The sequence below is a fragment of the Nostoc sp. C96 genome (assembly GCF_059384975.1).
Genome location: NZ_CM182020.1, coordinates 5461069 through 5479354, shown reverse-complemented (window position 1 = coordinate 5479354; position 18286 = coordinate 5461069). Strand labels below are relative to the sequence as shown.

Sequence of the window (18286 nt, the reverse complement as noted above, 5' to 3'; positions counted from 1 at the left end):
CAAAGATAAAAGTGTTCCCTGTAATGAAAAAGAGTTTGAGTTTCAGTGCGTTCTTAGCACTGCCAACACTGCTATGGATTTTAGTAGGTGTCCAAAGTCTGACAGCTGCAATAGTCAAACAAGTTCGTCCTTCATCAACTCCTCAAGAAGCCACAGCATCAAAGCGTTATTTACTTAGCCAAACAACGAGTCCGAAAACATACTATGTCAGCGGTAGTGGTAGCGACACCAATAATGGACTCTCGACAGCATCTCCCTTTAGAACAATTCAAAAGGCTGCCAATCTCACTAACCCTGGTGATACCGTACTCATCATGAATGGCTTGTACACAAATAGCCATTCTGGATATGTACTTTCAGTTCAACGCAGTGGTACAGCCAATGGTTGGATTTACTATAAAGCCTATCCTGGACATACACCAAAGATTAAACACAACGCCTGGAATGGAGTGCTAATTAGTAATAACTCATCCTATATTGAGATTAACGGACTAGAAATTGAGGGGAATAATCCTAATATCACCCTTGATTATGCTTTGAGTCAAAAAACCAACACTTCCAATCCACTCACGAATGGAAACTGCATTACTGTTGATGGGCGCAAAAATAATCATCTGCATCATATTCGGATTTTGAACAATAAAATCCATGATTGTGGTGGTGCAGGAGTTGCTGTAATGCAAGCAGACTACATCACACTAGACCGTAATGAAGTCTACAACAATGCTTGGTATTCGGTTAATGCTCCTAGTGGTATTACATTCTATCAAAATTGGAATTCTGACACCAAACAGGGATATAAGATATACGTGACCAATAACAAGGTCTACAAAAATAGACAGTACGTTCCTTGGATTTATAATGGCAAACTCTCAGACGGTAGTGGCATTTTGATTGATGATGCCAAAAATACCCAGAATAACTCAACATTAGGTGCATATAAAGGTCGTACCTTTATTGCCAACAATATCTCATACAAAAATGGAGGTGCGGGCATCGTTGCTTATAGTAGTGAGAATGTTCATATTATCAACAACACTACTTATATGAATAATCAAAGCCCAGAACATAATGGTGGACAGATTGTAGCTGTGTCGGCAAATAATATTTATGTCTGGAATAACATTCTTGTTTCTCCCTCTGGTAAGAGACTCAATAAAGACTGGGATAATGTCAACGTTTCCTATAACTATAATGTCTACGCCAACAGTACATTGTTGAGTCTGACTGGGCCTAATGACATTATGGCTGATCCGCAGTTTGTCAACCCAGAGGGTGGTGATTTTCGTCTTAAAGCAACTAGTCCAGCGATTAACAATGCAGCTGATTGGGGTTTAACGACTGATTTTGCAGGTAAACCTCGTCCTTCTGGCAATAAGGATGATATTGGGGCTTATGAGTATCAGTTCTAGAAATTGAAAGGATATAAGGTTGTGTTGAAAAAATTGAAAATGCAGAGTTTTGACATTAAATTTGCTTTTTTAACACAACCTTTTTATTTATTTCGTGAGGATTAAAATATTCGTGAGCCTGATAGAGGTAACTGTTGGATTCACTTTGCTCAGAAATACCATTAACTACTAAACCTAAGACGTTATGGCTCGATCTGTGTAACATTTCTTGGGCAGTCAAGGCGCTGCTAGATTCAATTACACCAGGTCTAACTACTAACAAAATCCCGTCGGACATTTGGTTTAAAGTCAGAGCATCTGCGGCTAGAAGTAGGGGAGGCGCATCTATAATGATAAAGTCATATTTAGCAGAGAAATTGTCAATTAGTGATGCCATCCGTTTGGAATCTAGTAGAGCGAGTGGGTTAGGTGGCCTAACACCAGCTGTTAAAACATCTAGATTATCCATTACCTGATATACAGCAGTAGGAAATTCCGCTTGACCGACAAGAACTTCGCTTAATCCTGCGGCATTGGTTAGTTGCCAAAGATGATGTTGAGAAGGTACTCGCATATCTGCATCAATAAGTAAAACTTTACGTCCTAATTGAGCGATCGCGGCTGCTAAATTTGCAGAAACTGTAGATTTACCTTCTTTGGGTACGGCACTAGTAACTACTACGGTCTTCAGGACTTTATCAGAACTAAGGAATTTTAAATTTGCTTGAATCATCCGATACATTTCGCTAGTTAGAGAGTGAGGCATATCTCTAACAGCAATTTCTGGAGATGCTAGTTCGCCATCGCTTTCACGGGAGCGCATTTTATTAGTAGATAAAGGAATACCACCCAGTAGTGTGTATCCAAAGACCTCTCTTATTTCCTTAAGTGTTTTGAGAGATTTGTCTCTCATTTCTAAAAACAGAACGGCACTAGTTGATAAGAATGCACCAAAGGTCAAACCCAAGGCTATGAAAATAAGTTTCTTGCCTGATTCTGGCTTTTCAGGAACGGTTGCTTGAGCAACAACCCGCGCATTAGGTGTAGTCTTATTTTCCGCTACTTGTAGTTCTTGAACTTTTTTTAGAACAGTTTGATAAGTGGATTCCGCAACATCAACTTTGCGTTCTAACTCGCGCTGAGTTTGGGCTAACTGTGGGATAATTTTCATCCGTCGTTCGTAGGCAGAACGGGAATTATACAAAGATGCAAGTCGATTTGTCAGTCCAAAGCGTTGTACTTCTAACTGTAAAAAATTTTGAATTAATGTTTGTCTGAGTTCTCCAATCTGTAATAGCCTTTGTGGTACTTGTGTTTGTGTACCTAGTGTCTGACCAACTTGCTGTTGGAGAAGGGCTGTTAAGTTTGCTTTTCTAGCTTCTAAACTCACAATTATGGGATTATCATCTAGGAAACGGCTGCGTTCGTTAGCCAATTGACGTTCTACCTCTTGCAGTTGTGTCAGCACACCTTGTACCGCTGGAGATTGACTCAAAGTACTAACGGCGATCGCTTGTTGAGAGTTAAGATTGATTTTTTGGCGCAGTTCATTACTTTGGGCGGTTACTTCAGCTAGTTGAGAATTAACAGTATTAATTTCGTTATCCAAATTCCCAATAACACCAACACCTGATCTTGTTTCTTCTGCTAAATCTGCAATGTTATTCTTTTGTCTAAATATTCTTAATGCTACTTCTGCTTTATGAACAGCAGCTTGAGTGTTCGGTAACTGCTTGGCCATAAATTTACGTGTGGCTTCGGCTTCAGAACGACTTGTCACAATATCGTTTTCTAAATAAGCATCTATGATTGTGTTAACTACTGCTGCGGCTTCTTCGGGGTTTGTGCTTTTGTAGGCAATACGTAATACATCGGTACCACCAACAATTTTTAGTGTCAGGTTCTTTTGTAGTTCTTCTACTTTTAGTGGCTCACCTTGATTGTTTGTGAGTTGCAATTTATCTATAGTTCGCTGTAATAAAGGTGGGGAAGAAATTACTTCTATCTGAGTATTTATCGGATTCTGAGTAGATACTAGAGATCTCAAATCGCCTGTTTCTTCACCTTCATTGGTACTAGGCAAAAGATTAGTGCCTACTACATTAAATGAAGGCATTCTGAATAAGAGTTTGGCTTCTGCTTCATAGGAAGCCTTCATGAGTGTTGTTGCGGCAACGCTCAGTCCAACACTAGCTGCCAAAATACTAAGAATTAGTATCCATCGTCTTTTCAATACTAGTAAGTAACGATTAATATCTAAATCGATTGTTTCCCTAGATTCCATAGAATTTTTTGACATATAGCTTCAAAAATACTGCTTTGGGACAAGATGATAAAAATCTTACTTACGCACTGTAGACTGTAAATAGTATAAACTAGCTATGTTAAAAAACCATCATTTAATGAGTTTTCAAAATATAAATTGATTTATAGTTTTAATTAGCGTTTGGGCGCTTGATCAAAAGCACGAGCGATCGCATTCCAAGCTAGTTTGCGTTGTATATAAGTATCATAGGGCAGTGGACGCACTGGCGCTTTATCTGATCTAGGTTCAAATTCATTTAACCAAGAATAGCGATCGCTTAATCCCCAGGTAAGTACAGCAATTACTGCACGTTCATCGAGTACAGTGGAGAGATAGTCTTCATATACTCCGGCAATAATGCGATCGCGAGTTTGAATATCAAAAGGTAGCTTTTTATCTACTACATCCAGTTCTGTAATCATAATCTTCAATCCTAAACTAGCGACATCTTGCAGAAATTTTCGGAGTTTTTTGGCGTTAAATTGATTGTCTCCTGGTGATAAGTGAGCCTGAATACCAAGGGCATGAATTGGTGTACCTTTAGTACGCAAACGTTCTAGTAATTTTAATACGGCTGTTCTTTTTGCTTCTTGCTGACGATTGTCATAATCCAAATCATATTCGTTATAAACTAATAACGCATTAGGGTCAGCAGCAGATGTGAGACGAAATGCTAATTCAATATAATTTTGTCCTAATAACTCTAACCAAGGGCTAATACGTAAACCATCACTTCTACCATCTTTTGGTAGCATAACTTCATTGACTACATCCCAAGAATGAATTTTGCCGGCATAACGTTTAACTACAGTATTAATGTGGTTTTTTAATAACTCTACTGCATTTTTACTATTAGCTTTTTCTTTAAACCATGAAGGTAAAGATCTATGCCAAACTAAAGTATGGCCGCGTAAAAGTAAATCATGAGATGTAGCAAAATTCGCGATCCAATCCGCTGGAGCAAAATCAAATTTATCTGGACTAGGACGCAGCTTCACATTACCAGCAGCCCACTTCATTTCCCATTCAGGCACAAGCATCCGGCAATTTTCAATTACGGTAGCAGCATATTTAGCATCTGATTTGAGAATATCTGTACGCACTGCTGCACCATAAATCAACCCTTTTTTAGCAGCACGTTCATGTAAAGAAGGTTTTTCGGTTACAGAAAAATCTCTATTATTAGTATCTAGCGCTTGTATTTGCTGATTTTCATAAGTAACTTTACCTGCTACCACTGTACCTACAGTAGCCAAGCTACCCAGTCCAAATAAAAAACTACGTCTGTCAATCAATGTAGGCCTTTTCATCATCAAGACTTTATTTTTGTGAGTAGCAGTGAATTAAAAATACCTTTAAAGTTACAAATTTGAGTCAACTTATTTTAAGGGTTAGCTATTACTTTTTGGGTAATACGCTGTTTCAAAACTCGATAAAGAAATAGTGGATTGCCCACAATATAACGTTCCCAAAGACGAGTAGGTTCAGTCACTAAACGTGTTAACCACTCAAAACCATTATCTGTCAGCCAGCGTGGGCCGCGATACACAGAATCAGTGTAGAAATCTAGGCAAGCACCGAGAGGGAGAAACACGCGAGTATCAATTTTATCAAAATGGTCTAAAATCCAACGTTCTTGTAATGGCATACCAAAGCCAATGTATAAAACATCGGGTTTAAATTGATTGATTTTTTCAATTACATTATCATTATCTTTTCCAGATTTGTCGAAATAACCGTGATGGCCATCTATGCGTAAATTAGGTGCGATCGCTAGTAATTTTTTAATTGCCTTATCTGTAACTCCTGGTTGTCCAGCTAGTAAAAATAAAGAAATATTGTTTTGCTCACAAGCTATGGCTAAACTTTCTATATAATCAGGACAAGTCATACGATGTATAGGTTCCATTTGATAACCCAAAAGTTTTGCACCTAGCAAAACGCCAACCCCATCACAAAATACTAAATCAGCATTATTTAAAAAATTGCGATACCAAGGTAATTGATAGGCAAAGTTCATACCTCGAACATTAACATGGGCTATGACAGTTTTTTGGGCAACTTTACCAGCTTCAACTATATAGCTAATTAAATCTTGTACCGTTAATTTATGGAATCTTGTGTCTAACACCTTGACTTCAGGAAAATTGCTCATTTTTACCATATTCTTTAACTAATTGGGATAAATCTTCTAGATAGTTTAATGAGACTCAACTAGAATTGAATCATAAATTTTAGATAAATAATTCATATATTGATTCACATCAAATGATCGAACACTCTCTCTAGCATTCTGGCCTAAGCTTTGCCTAAACTCCGGGTTATTAATTAAATGCTGCATTGCTATCGATAATTCTTGAATTTTTCCTGGTTCAACTAATAGACCATTTTGATTAGGAATGACGAGTTCAGGTATACCTCCAACTGGTGTAGTAATCACAGGTAATTCCCAACTCATAGCTTCTAATAATGCCATTGGTAAACCTTCATTATATGAAGGTAGTATAAAAACATCAGCTTTTGCTAAAAGTGTATCTCGTTGCTGTTCATTTACCCAACTTAAAATAGTAATGCAATCACTTAACTGTAGTTCTTCTACTAAATTTTTAGCTTGTTCCGTATCTCCATCACCTGCTATGATCAATTCTGCATTTTGCTTGTTTTCATCAGGCATTGCAGCAAATGCTTGAATCAAATCAAAAGCTCCCTTACGTTCTCCGATTCTTCCTAAAAATAAAAAATTAACTTTTTTAGCAATGATGCGTTGAGCAACTTTTGTAGGAAATTTGACTGGATTAGATAAAACGCACACTTGCTCTGCGTTCAAACCCAAGTGATCTATATAGTAATTTTTCCAGCTAGTTGATAAAACAATAAAACGAGTTGATTTAGAAAATACCCAACTCAACATAGCCTTGATTGATTTTGGCAAATGTGCATAAAAAATATGAAAATCAGCACTATGAGTATGAAGAATTACTGGTTTACGCAATAGCCAAGCAATCATTGTTGTAATTGCCTGACGAAAAGCACTACCACGTTCCGAAACATGAATATGAACAATATCAGCTTCTTGTTGTAATAGTCGCCAGCACAAGATTCCTAAAGCCTGACTAAAGACTAATATTTTCCTTAATGTTGAACCACTAGGTAAAGTAGGTAGATGTCTAATTTGTATCTCAGTCGGTGCTTGTTGAAGCATCAATTTTTCAACAGATACTATGCCACCTTGTCTATCTAAACTTTCGCCTAACATTAAAATTCGCATCTTCTGCATAAACATCCCGTTTTTTATTTTATAAATATTAAAATTTGATAAAAAATAATAATTACTAAATAGTGTATGTTCAATAATTAATACTTATTGAAGCGATATTTTTTTGTCTAAATTTGCAGGTATAAACAACGATAAACAAACAGCCACATAAAGTATCCAACTAATACTATTGGATTTTACCAGTGAAGATTCAGTCAAGTTAACTATGACAATGTATGTCATGTGTATAATAGGCCAAATCTCAACAGATGTTTTACTATTCCGTACCCAAGCTAATGCTTGTAAATAACTCTGCAAAAAACCTATAAAAAATATCCCTAATCCTAAAATACCTAGATCTAGCCATAGAGCTAAATAACCATTGTGAGGGTGGGTTGGTGTCCAACCAGCAGCCCACCAAATGGAAGCTGATTCACCATTCCATCCTTGCCAAAATCCACCATAACCATAACCAAGCCAAGGATGTTTCCAAATCATTTCCAGAACCAAAGGCCATAAGTCTGTTCTTCCAGTTAATGTGGCATCTTTCCCTATAGAGGAAAAGAGGATATCAGCACTATTATTAAACCAAAAATATGCTCCTTCGCCTAAAGTAGTTATTAGCATTATTGTGGGGATCATTAAATTATAAGACCAACGGAATGTTTGAAAAATAAAAAATGCGCTAATCAAAATTAATAAATTTACTAAAGATGAAGTTGAAGAAGCAAGCAATAAAAGTAAGAATGATAAACTAAATCCAAGCCAAAAAATATAAGCTTGCTTTCGATTTTGATATGCCATGATTAGAAAAACAATGCCACTGTTTAGCATCGCAGCACCCAAACCATTTTTATGTAAAAATACTCCTCGCCACTTTCCTTGATGAATTCCGCCCATTATCCCGTATTTTGGTAAGGCTATAGCAAAAATAAAACTTAGTAATATAGCAATTCCAAATGACCAAGCTAATAAATATAACTGCTGTTTAAGGGTATAACGGGAAGCTAAATAAATTCCAAATAAGGTTGAACCTATGAGCGTAAAACTATCTTTCAATGTTGTTGCAGGCTCAAAAGACCAAATAATCGAAATAGCTGCAAGTATAATTAATCCAAAAATCCATTTTCCTTTGATTAAAAAATAAAGGCTTTTCTTCCAACGTAAAACTAGTAAAGAAGAAGTAACTATGTAAAGTAACAGATTAATAACTCTGATTAAGGTACTATCAAATTCAACGAACTCATTTTCTTGCGCTCCTCCCGATAAGATAAGGTCTAAGATAGCTCCTGAATAAATTAACAATGCGACAACGGTAAATAGATATTCAGCACCAATGAGTAATTTTTTCATATTCTTTTGATTGCATGATGATAAACATCAAACGTTTGCTCTGCAATATTTGACCAATTTAAATCATGCTGACAGCGAGCTAATGCAGCTGTTTGCATTTGTTGTTGCAAAGTGTGATCGCTCAACAACCGAATGATGGCATTAGCTAAGGCTTCTACATCCCCAGGTGGAACTAAGATTCCATCTTTTTCTGGTTTGATGATTTCTCGCAATCCGCCAACATCCGATGCAACTATTGGCGTTCCAATACCATAAGATAACGCCGCTACGCCACTTTGAGATGCTTCAATGTAAGGCAAGACTGAAATTGTGCTGCGTTGAAAAAGTCCGGCTACGTCTTCTTCTGGAATAAAGTCATTGATGATTTCGATTTGCTGATGGTCATAACCATGAGGAAAATATTGTTGAATATTTTCGCCGCGTCCCGCAATAATTAATTTGACTTGGGGAATTTTAGCAGCAATCAATGGCATAGCTTTTAACAAATAGTTCAAACCTTTATAAGGCCAGATTCTGCCGAAAAACAGCAATGTATAAGGTTCTCTTGCTAAAGTTTTTGTTTTGGCTCTTCTTTGGTACAAGCTGCCAAGTTCCCCATGATTTAACACATTAACTCGCTGCTTTGGAACCTGAAAATCTTGGATAAGTGCTTGCTTTAAACCTTCTGTATGAACAATGAGTTGTTGAGAGCGAGAGAATGCGACACGTCGAGTATATTCCGAACCAAATACACTTTGGCGATCGCCTGGATGACGATACACATCATGGATAGTTGTCACCAATGGGGGCATCTTATTAAAGAGTAACGCCAGATCGTACCAAGGATCGTTAGTTTCCTGTACATGTAAAACATCTGGTTGCACCTCTTGGATGCTCCGCATCATAGTAGACATAGACAGTAGATTACGTGGATCTCGAATTCGTGGTTTCTTAAAACTAATTACATGGATATTTGAATCTAAATCATTGCGACAGACCGCAGAAACTTTTTCTGGATGAATTAGCGTTAAATTTACATATTTTACTAGACTATTTGCTAATTCAATCGTGTAGTCTTCAAAACAGAAATGTAGTAAAGCTACTTTCATCATAATTTTTTTATTTTTTAATTATCTTTTGACTGCTACCTTTGACCAAACAACGCGAATTCCACCCAAATAGTTAATACCCATAAAACAAATAATCAAACAGTAGATAAAAGTAGAAATCATTAAAGTTATTAAGAAACTATGACTAGCCCCTTTCAAAATCAAAAATACAGGTAACATTAAAAAAGTAATTAAAGCTGGACGACGAATAATTTGCAATATGTTTAATGGAAATAAACGACTATATGTGTAACAACAATATTGGCTGAATCCCAAAATTCTCATTACTAAATCAGTAGTAGCTGCACCCAATAATTGAAATTGGGATACGAGTAATACGCCTAAAAAACTACCTATTGTGTTAGTAATCACAACTTCGCGCAAATTAAACTTCTCCAAACCATTAGCTACTAGCAGATTAGATAATGCGCGATTAAATGGCAAAAACAATAAAGTTAGAGTAATGACATTAAGAGCTAGACTGCCTTGAGCAAAACTAGGATTATATAAAAAAATCAATAAATCTTTGCTAAAAAACCAACAACCCATTAATAATGGTAAAGCTATAATTAACAGTATTTCAATAAAATTTTCTGTAATTTTACGTTGATGTGCTTTTCCTTGAGCCACTGCCTTGGATAAAGTGGGAAATATTGCTGTAGCCATACTATTAGCAATAATGAGGAATGGTTGCATTAGTTGCACGATGCCACCATAAATACCGACTAAAGCTTCGTTACCTAATAGCGAAATAATCAATATTTGCATTCTACTACTAACTACGGCTATACCTTCAATGGCAAAAAATGTCCGTGCAGCTTTAATACTATTCCAAATAAAATCCTTTTCAATTTGCCATTTTAGTTTGACTGTACCTATCAGTAATAGCCATTCAATTACTAGAATTATCGCTTCAGAAGCCAATAAAATTTCTGCTAAAGTATTAACTCCATACTTCATTTGCATTGCCCATATCATCAACATTACCCGCAAAACGTAAACAGGAACTGTAGAAAGAGCAATTAAATGCATTCTTTCTTGAGCCTGAAAAATTGCCTCTGTGATATTTGACAAGGAAAATGGAATAATCGTTAAACCCATAATGTAGCAAACAGTGGATGTTTGAACACTATAAGGCAATAAAAACACCACAATGGCTAATGCTACATAACCAATAAGAGCAAAAATAAATTGTAATAAGGTGCCATTTGTGAGAAAAATAGGAGTTTTTTCTGGCTCACGGGCTAGTTCTCTAGTGAACAAAGTTTTTAGTCCCTGTGAGGCAATATTCACAAAAATAAAGTAATAGCTAAATGCTAATAGATATTGTCCTAATGCTTCAGCCCCTAATATTCGTGCAATAGCTGCGGTTAGTACAAATGTGGCAATGCTTTGAACCAACCTATTAATAAGCATTGAGAGAGAATTGCTGATTAATTTACGTTTTTCTAGCATTATGATTTAAATTTATTACTGGATAAAAATAACATATTCTCAGTTAACTATTGTTTCGATATGATATTTCGTAGACTAATTTATCTCCAAGAATATAATATCTAAAACGACGTTTTAATATAAGTTTAAGTTGACTAATAAAATGGACTAAAAAATATGGATTACGGATGAACTCAAATAAAGCTGTTAAGACTCTTTTTTGTTTGAGAGGTTCGACTACACTGTAATAAGCTCGGTTTTTCTCTAGTACTGCCAGACTTTTAGATAGACTGTGAACTAATTTAGAGTTAGATTGAACAATATCTTGTTGCAAAAAATAATTGAGCGACACAATGAATTGGTTAATATGCCGTACTTTACTTTGAGTTACTAGAGAGCCTGGACGAGAAAGATAAAAATAATATGCTTGCGGAACAAAAATTAAGTAAGCTTCTTTCACTAAACATTGCAACAGCAAATGGAAATCTTCTACAACCTGCATGTTTTCGTCATATTGAATTTCATGCTTGAGTAAAAATTCTCGCTTGATGATGGGCTTAGATAAACCTAGGTGTAATCCTGGTTGTCCATAAATGCCTGTTGCGACAAAATACGGTGCGTTAATTTGACAAGGTGTATGAATTTGCTCTCCACTCTGTCTCAACAATGTACTCCAAGGAGACGTGTCACCGCTTTGGATAAAGTGGAGGTCATCAATCACAATATCGGCGTTTTCTGCTGTTGCCACTTGCAGCAGTTTTTCTAACCTATCCGGTGCATACCAATCATCAGAGTCCAACACAGCAATCCATTTTCCTTGAGCTTCTTTCAGCGCTCGGTTACGTGCGCCACTCACTCCCAGATTTTTTTGGTTGACCAAGACTTTGAGACGTGAATCCACAAAGCTATTGATAACTTCTAAAGTTGAATCACTAGAAGCATCATCTACTACAATCACTTCCAAGTTGGTGAGGGTTTGCCCTAAAGCTGATTCTATAGCTCGTGCAATATAGTTTGCGGTGTTATGCGCCGGAATGATGATTGATACTTCGGGATTCATGTCAATAGTCTTTTAATTAATTGATGAATGTCTAGCTCAACGTGGCAAGGGTATCCGTTCTAATTGCCGTTTCACCCAGTTCAAACCTTTGCGAGCAATGCTTGTGGAAGGCACTGAGTTGTCGATTTGTTTGATCTCTGCATCTGATAATTGCACAGCTACTGAGCTTGCAGAATCTGCAATACTGGCTGGTTTTCTGGCTCCCACAACAGGCACAACAACGGGTGATTTTGCCCGCAACCAAGCGAGAAGAATACAGTAAATTGATACTCCTTTGGCTGTGGCTAGTTCTGTCAAAATGGGGACTGCATCTAAATTACTAGAACGACGCTTACCGCCAACTCCCCCAAGGGGACTCCAGGCGAGAAAAGTTAGTGCTTCTTGTTCGCAGTATTCCAGTATGCCATCAAATTCTGGGTTACGATGCCAGAGATGATACTGATTCTCAACTGCAACAATATCTACTATCTCAAGGGCTTGCTTGATTTGATTTACAGAGAAATTGGACACGCCGACATACTTAATTAATCCGGCGGCGACGGCTTCTTTGACAGGTGTTAAGGATTCTTTGATGGAGTAGTTAGGATCGGGACTGTGATATAGCCATAAGTCAATGGGCTTGACTCCGCCTAAAGCTGCAAAACTTTCCTGAATGGTTTGCCGCAAATGTTCAGGATTACCGTTAGGAACCCATTCACCGTTGGGTCGCATCAAGCCACCTTTGGTAATTGTGACAACTTGGCTGGTATCGCCATCATATTGTTGGAGGGCTTTACAAATCAGGCGCTCATTATGATGTTTCTCTGACTCATCAAGACAGTAAGAATCAGCGGTATCTATGAGGTTGATACCCAGTTTCAAGGCACGATGGATGGTTTCTATTGCTTCGGATTCTGTGGGTCTGCCACTCAAGGACATGGGCATGGCACCAAGTCCAATTCCGCTAATGCCAACTCCTGTATTACTCAGTTGTTTGATTTCCATAAGTCTCAAATTAGTGTGAGATTTTATTGCAATATACCTGTAATGGGTTTCAGGGTTACTCCCTTTTGGGAAGAATTAACTAATCTGAGAGACTGAGGCAGTGATTAGAGGCTTGCCATCAAAGTGTGCAGGAATTGGCGCACCCATTAATCCCAAAATTGTTGGTGGTAGATCGACAACTTCACCTGTTGTTAATTCGGAATTAGGGGCAATGCCTGGGCCTTTAGCTACTAAAAATCCCCGTTCCCAATGAGAACCAGCACGGAAGTAGGGGATAGGGCCAATTCTGCCGAAGTCAGGGCTGTCAACTACATCAGTGATTTGTTCGTGCCACAAAACAACGAGATCAGAATCGGGCAGTGTGGGATCGTTGTTGGTTGCCGATCGCCGAGTACGGATAACTTTTTTCACAAGAGCTTTGCCTGTACGGGCATCCTTGAGGCGATAAAGCATTTGTGAGATTTCATCGCAAACTGTAGCGTATTCTTCAGCAGTGACGATGCCATCACGTTCTCGTCCTTTGAGGTTGATGCGGATGTGACCATCGGCAAAGCCAGGCAGCGCAAAGGCTTTCATTTGTGGCCAGAGGGGTTGGAACCACATAACTGGCATCCAGCCCATTGCTGTTGCTTCAGCTTCGGCTGAATAAGGAGAGCGTAAACCGTGCTGACTCGATTGGAGAAACTTTTTATGAGTCCAGGTTTTGAAAAACTTGGCTATAGGATTAGGTTCATATAGGCTTGTCCAGATATTGCCTGGCCAAGAGTTTCTTATTGGTTTGGTAATAACTGGTGGTGGGGTAGTGCCTACTTGACCTGGAGCGATCGCTACTTTTCCGGGGAAACTATAGCGATAAAGTAGTTCTGGTAGGAAGGTTTGACTTAACAAATCGCTAAAGTTAAGTCCCATACCATGTGGTGAGAAACATAAAACATAGGCATTATCAGCTGCTTCCGTTAAAATTTCTCCAATGGCACGATCAATGTCTTTGTAAGTTTCTAAAAGCGGATCAACACTGTTGTAGCCTTTGGTTAAATGCTCATAAAGCGGATGCTCAGGATCACTGAAAGCGTAAAGGTCGTGACCACCTGTGTGTGTTTCGTTGAAATTTGTTAATAACAAATCCCAGGAGTCACGGCGCAATAAATCGCGGCAAATAGCCGAACGTCCGGCAATACTTTGTTTAAGTGCTTGCTTTTCCCACTCTATATAAGCTTTATCCCACCAAATACCATTGTCGTTATAAATAATGGGGTTTTTGCCATACTTCTGTATAATTTCTGGCAAGATTGTCGAAGGTTGAGAAGCGTTGGGGGTATAAGGATAAGTTCCTCCCCACCCCAAGATTTGTACACCATTAACGCGATCGCTGAGATTGGCATAAGGTTGATCGAATACTGCTACCTTATATTTATCTCCCAAGGCATAGAAGGGTGGTTGTGTTTCATAGTCATACCCGCTATCGCATAGTTCACAGGAAATTTCATAGCGATGGGGATAATACTTAACGATATCCCAGTATCCTGTCTTATCGGCGCGGCGACCAGTGATAAATGCTGGCCATAATGCCTCTGTAGAAGTTAGTTCTTCTTGATGACCACAATATTCAACTGTATTATTGAGGCGACCGTATATTCCTTGTTCACGTAGCTGGCTGAAGGTTTGGAGATGGCCTTCATTCATCCATTTTTCTAATAACCACGGATCGCCAGCATCTAATCCAATAACAATGACTTGATTTTTCATTACAGTTTCCTATCAATTTCCCTGATGAAGATTGGTCAAATTTTGAGCTTACTGTATTTCTTCCATCTTGAATGGGAAAACTTTATGAACTTATAAGGGGCGAAAGTTTTGATTCAAAGTTACTTTTAGTATGCGCCTTCTTTTTTCAAGACTACTTGAACTGTTTTCAGTAAAATCTCGAAATCTAATTGCAGTGACCAGTTTTCAATGTAGCTCATATCTAAATTGATAACTTGTTCAAAATCTAAAATGTTCGAGCGTCCTGATACTTGCCAAAGACCTGTGACACCAGGCAAAACTTCTTGACGCAAGAAATGATGATCTAAGAATTTATCTACATCTCTAGTAGGTAGAGGACGAGGGCCAACCAGACTCATTTCTCCTAATAAAACGTTAAACAATTGTGGTAGTTCATCTAGGCTATAACGTCGGAGAAATTTGCCGATTCTGGTAATCCGAGGATCATCTTTAATTTTAAAAATGATCCCATCCTTGGTTTCGTTTAAAGCTTCTAGTTCTTTTTGGAGTTTATCTGCATCCGGTCTCATTGTCCGGAATTTCCATACTTTAAACTGTCTTCCACTTAATCCAATACGAGTTTGCTTATAAAATACTGGGCCTGGAGAATCTAGTTTAATGGCAATAGCGATCGCTAAATAAATCGGTGAGGTAAAAACTAAAAACAACCCAGTAAAACAAAAATCAAATATCCGCTTTAGCCAGAAGTCTTTACCAATGATTGTGGGACAACTTACACTTAGACAAGGCATTCCGCCAACTTTTTGAATGTAGACTTGTCTATGTATCGGCTTTAATTGCATCGGGATAATATTTACGGTTATACCTGCTGCTTGAAATAGCCAGCATAAAAACATCCGATTTTTGATGGCATCCCAAGCAATAAAAACTTCTGTTATTCCTAGTCTGTTCAGTTTTTCTAAGGTAGCTTCCCGATTATATCTATCTAAGGCTCTGGCTGTGTCCGTCCCTCGAATTATGTAACGTTTTTCGTTTTTAATAAATTTGGTAGTTTGTTCATAATATTCAGGTTCACAAATAACAAAAACGGAGTTACAACCTATTATTTTCCGCTGACGTAAATATTTCAGAGCTAGTTCAATTGCTAATCTACCAGTAATCACAAAAGTTGTACTTAGCAACCAAGATACAGTTAATGTAGATTTATCAGCTTCTATGATAGGTTGATACAAAACACTAACAAGTAAGATTAGACCTTGGGCGAAAGTTAGTGTTTTAATAATACCCAAATAGTCACAACGTTGCTGACCTGATTGATATGTACCTTGGAGAGCTAATGATGCTATTTGTAGCACAATCAACTCAGATATGTGGTTGTTTTGTGCATATCTAGAAGCATCTACATGAGAACCCTGATATTGCGCTAATTTCCACGCAAAGAATAAAGCAAAGCAATCTACTATTACTAATGTTAGTATTCGTAGCCACCAAGCGCCTTTACTCAGTTTAAGGAATGCAGCAGCACGCAAATCTAGAGCAGAATTACGCCAGTTATTGTAATTGGTTGGATGAGTAGTAGTACTTTGATGAGTCATATTCTTTGTGATATTTGGTTGTGTTAGATAATCTGCTGGAAAACTATGACAGTAAATTGAATATCATTTCTACATAAGGGTCACAGTATTATCTATCTACTGTGATATTTTTTTTACTTAAACAATATTATTTATATATGCTAATTATTTCACCAGTGCAAGTGAAAATACTAATACCTGAAACATAGATACTCCCCTATCAACTGGGTAAATATTAAGTGCCAGTGGATAGAAAAATAGCTAAATAGTAAGTATCTTTATCGAAGTTTTACATTTTTTGGAGTTATTTGAGATTTGTGCTTATGTAACTTGCCTTATGGTTATTATGGTGTTATGTTTTTATACCTAGTAAAAATATTTTGTATAAGTAATATATATATTACAGTGGTAATACTTAAGAGCAGTTTGAGTCGAAGTTATTTAAAAACATCAAAATTATTTCAGAGTGTTGAGAGCCGAGTAGAAACTCAGTATTTACCATACCGGGGTTTTAGAAATCACAATAGTCCTAATCTATGCTTAGACCGCCATAGGTGGACATTACATGAATATAGAATCAATCTCAATTCATCCATGTTCATGTAACGTCTGAAGATTAATGACATACATCAGGTATAGTGGCATCCTCAAGATTTGCACCGATGAGGTTAGCGCCTCGGAGTTTAGTCCCAGTTAAGTTAGCGCCATTCAGATTAGCACCTGCCAAGTTGGCTCCTTGAAGGTGAGCATAACTTAGGTTTGCGCCTGTTAAGTCAGCTTCACTGAGGTTTGCTTGCAGCATATATGCGCTACTTAGGTAAGCATAGCTAAGATTGCAACTGCACATATCTGTTTTGTAAAGATAAGCTCCAATTAAATCTGCTTTGTAGAGGTTGGCTTTGCTGAGGTCAGATGCAATCAAGTTGGCTTCTATTAAACTTGCATAAGCGAGGTTAGCACGAATGAGTTTGGCCGCACCTAAATCAGCGCCTCTGAGGTTAGCATCTTTCAGGTCTGTGCCGATAAGGATAGCATGGGCGATCGCACTTTCTTTTAAATTTGCTTCACTTAAGTCAGCACCAATGAAATTGGCATAACTCAAATCTGCTTGTGTTAAAGTTGCACCCCTTAAATTAGCCACACTAAAGTTAGCTGTACTCAAATTTGCTTCAATTAGCTTGGCTTGATAAAGGTTTGCACCACTCAAATCTGCACCGTTGAGGTTAACACGTACAAGTAAAGCCTGACTCAAATCTGCTTTGGTCAAATTGACTTTTTGCAGGTTAGCACCTCTGAGATTTTCTCCTTGCAAGTTTGCAGCGCTGAGATCTGGTTGAATTTGAGGATTTTGCTGTCTCCATTCACTCCAGGTAACTGCACCTGCTTTCAATAAAACCAGATGCTCTTGATTTGCCATTTTCTCTCCTTTACTCCTGGCGGCCACTATTGGGATTTGTCCGGCCAGCTACATTTTCAATCGCGGTTAACGCTCCCCTTGCTCCTGCTAGAATATCCTGTTCTTGCCCACCTAAATACAGCCTGCCAAAACTACCTACAGCTTGTACTTCCAAAATATTAATTGATGCTGCTTTTTCTGCTTCATTGGCGGCTAACGCGGCGTAAGCAGCTGGTTCAACTTCTAATACATACAAAGTTTGTCCAGCTAGTAACAGCTGTCCTCGGCGGGTGCGATTTATCAGTTGTGTTTGGTAAGCATCAATGTTGCGGATGATTTGGCTAGACACAACACGCGGTTTGAGACATTCTTCTCGTCTGACTCCTAACAAATCTAAAATGGCTTGACCAGCTGTGCGTGTTTCTCCTTGGGAACCAGAATGAACTTCTAATAAACCATATAATCTCTCAACTACCTGAACTCCAGGACGCACAGAAGCAGCTTTTAATGCTACATCAGTAATTTTATTGATTTCAATACCAGGAGAGATTTCAATCCACAGTGATGTATCTCCTGGTAATGGCAAGAAACCTTGAGCTACTGTTCCCATATAGGCTGCGTGTTGAGGTTGCAAGCTGTCAAGAAATACGAAACTGCGTAGTTCTATACCCAAGGTTTTGCTCTCCAGTCATGAGGTAAAGTTTACATATTGCAATAATA

14 protein-coding genes are annotated in these 18286 nt (G+C 37.9%); 1 reads left to right on the top strand and 13 read right to left on the bottom strand.

The annotated features are described in order from the left end of the window. Positions 1 to 23 precede the first annotated feature (23 nt). Entirely contained in the window at positions 24 to 1412 is a 1389-nt protein-coding gene (locus AC504W_RS23435; RefSeq protein ID WP_494874603.1) for a right-handed parallel beta-helix repeat-containing protein, read from the top strand. A 55-nt stretch (positions 1413 to 1467) separates the two neighbouring features. Here the strand turns inward: AC504W_RS23435 and AC504W_RS23430 are convergent, their stop codons facing one another. The 13 genes from AC504W_RS23430 to ccmP all read right to left on the bottom strand — a co-directional run bounded on the left by AC504W_RS23430 (position 1468) and on the right by ccmP (position 18239). After that, positions 1468 to 3690 (bottom strand): GumC family protein, encoded by a 2223-nt coding sequence (locus AC504W_RS23430; protein ID WP_494879440.1) that lies wholly within the window; start codon positions 3688 to 3690, stop codon positions 1468 to 1470. Positions 3691 to 3830: 140 nt separating this feature from the next. Beyond that, positions 3831 to 5009, bottom strand: coding sequence for an endo-1,4-beta-xylanase (locus AC504W_RS23425; RefSeq protein ID WP_494874600.1), 1179 nt, complete (start codon positions 5007 to 5009; stop codon positions 3831 to 3833). Between the two features lie 71 nt (positions 5010 to 5080). Continuing rightward, entirely contained in the window at positions 5081 to 5860 is a 780-nt protein-coding gene (locus tag AC504W_RS23420; protein WP_494874598.1) for a WecB/TagA/CpsF family glycosyltransferase, read from the bottom strand. Between the two features lie 36 nt (positions 5861 to 5896). Continuing rightward, complete coding sequence (locus AC504W_RS23415) at positions 5897 to 6952, bottom strand: glycosyltransferase family 4 protein (RefSeq protein ID WP_494874597.1); 1056 nt, start codon at positions 6950 to 6952, stop codon at positions 5897 to 5899. A 105-nt stretch (positions 6953 to 7057) separates the two neighbouring features. Then, entirely contained in the window at positions 7058 to 8305 is a 1248-nt protein-coding gene (locus AC504W_RS23410; RefSeq protein WP_494874596.1) for an O-antigen ligase family protein, read from the bottom strand. After that, the gene (locus tag AC504W_RS23405) at positions 8302 to 9396 is read right to left on the bottom strand and encodes a glycosyltransferase family 4 protein (protein WP_494874595.1); all 1095 of its coding nucleotides are present in this window, start codon (positions 9394 to 9396) and stop codon (positions 8302 to 8304) included. The genes AC504W_RS23410 and AC504W_RS23405 overlap by 4 nt, the downstream gene beginning before the upstream one ends. A gap of 18 nt (positions 9397 to 9414) precedes the next feature. Further along, positions 9415 to 10848 (bottom strand): oligosaccharide flippase family protein, encoded by a 1434-nt coding sequence (locus tag AC504W_RS23400; RefSeq protein WP_494879439.1) that lies wholly within the window; start codon positions 10846 to 10848, stop codon positions 9415 to 9417. Positions 10849 to 10891: 43 nt separating this feature from the next. Beyond that, positions 10892 to 11887 carry a glycosyltransferase family 2 protein gene (locus AC504W_RS23395; protein WP_494874592.1) on the bottom strand — a complete coding sequence of 332 codons (996 nt, stop codon included), beginning with the start codon at positions 11885 to 11887 and terminating at the stop codon, positions 10892 to 10894. A 36-nt stretch (positions 11888 to 11923) separates the two neighbouring features. Then, the gene (locus tag AC504W_RS23390; RefSeq protein ID WP_494874591.1) at positions 11924 to 12871 is read right to left on the bottom strand and encodes an aldo/keto reductase; all 948 of its coding nucleotides are present in this window, start codon (positions 12869 to 12871) and stop codon (positions 11924 to 11926) included. Between the two features lie 75 nt (positions 12872 to 12946). Then, the gene (locus tag AC504W_RS23385; protein WP_494874590.1) at positions 12947 to 14617 is read right to left on the bottom strand and encodes an alkaline phosphatase family protein; all 1671 of its coding nucleotides are present in this window, start codon (positions 14615 to 14617) and stop codon (positions 12947 to 12949) included. Between the two features lie 125 nt (positions 14618 to 14742). Then, positions 14743 to 16191: a sugar transferase gene (locus AC504W_RS23380; protein WP_494874589.1), complete on the bottom strand. Its 1449-nt coding sequence runs from the start codon at positions 16189 to 16191 to the stop codon at positions 14743 to 14745. Positions 16192 to 16786: 595 nt separating this feature from the next. Further along, on the bottom strand, positions 16787 to 17587 hold the full coding sequence (locus AC504W_RS23375) for a pentapeptide repeat-containing protein (protein ID WP_494874588.1): 801 nt from the start codon (positions 17585 to 17587) through the stop codon (positions 16787 to 16789). Positions 17588 to 17597: 10 nt separating this feature from the next. Continuing rightward, entirely contained in the window at positions 17598 to 18239 is a 642-nt protein-coding gene (gene ccmP, locus AC504W_RS23370) for a beta-carboxysome protein CcmP (protein ID WP_096580426.1), read from the bottom strand. Between the last annotated feature and the right edge of the window lie 47 nt (positions 18240 to 18286).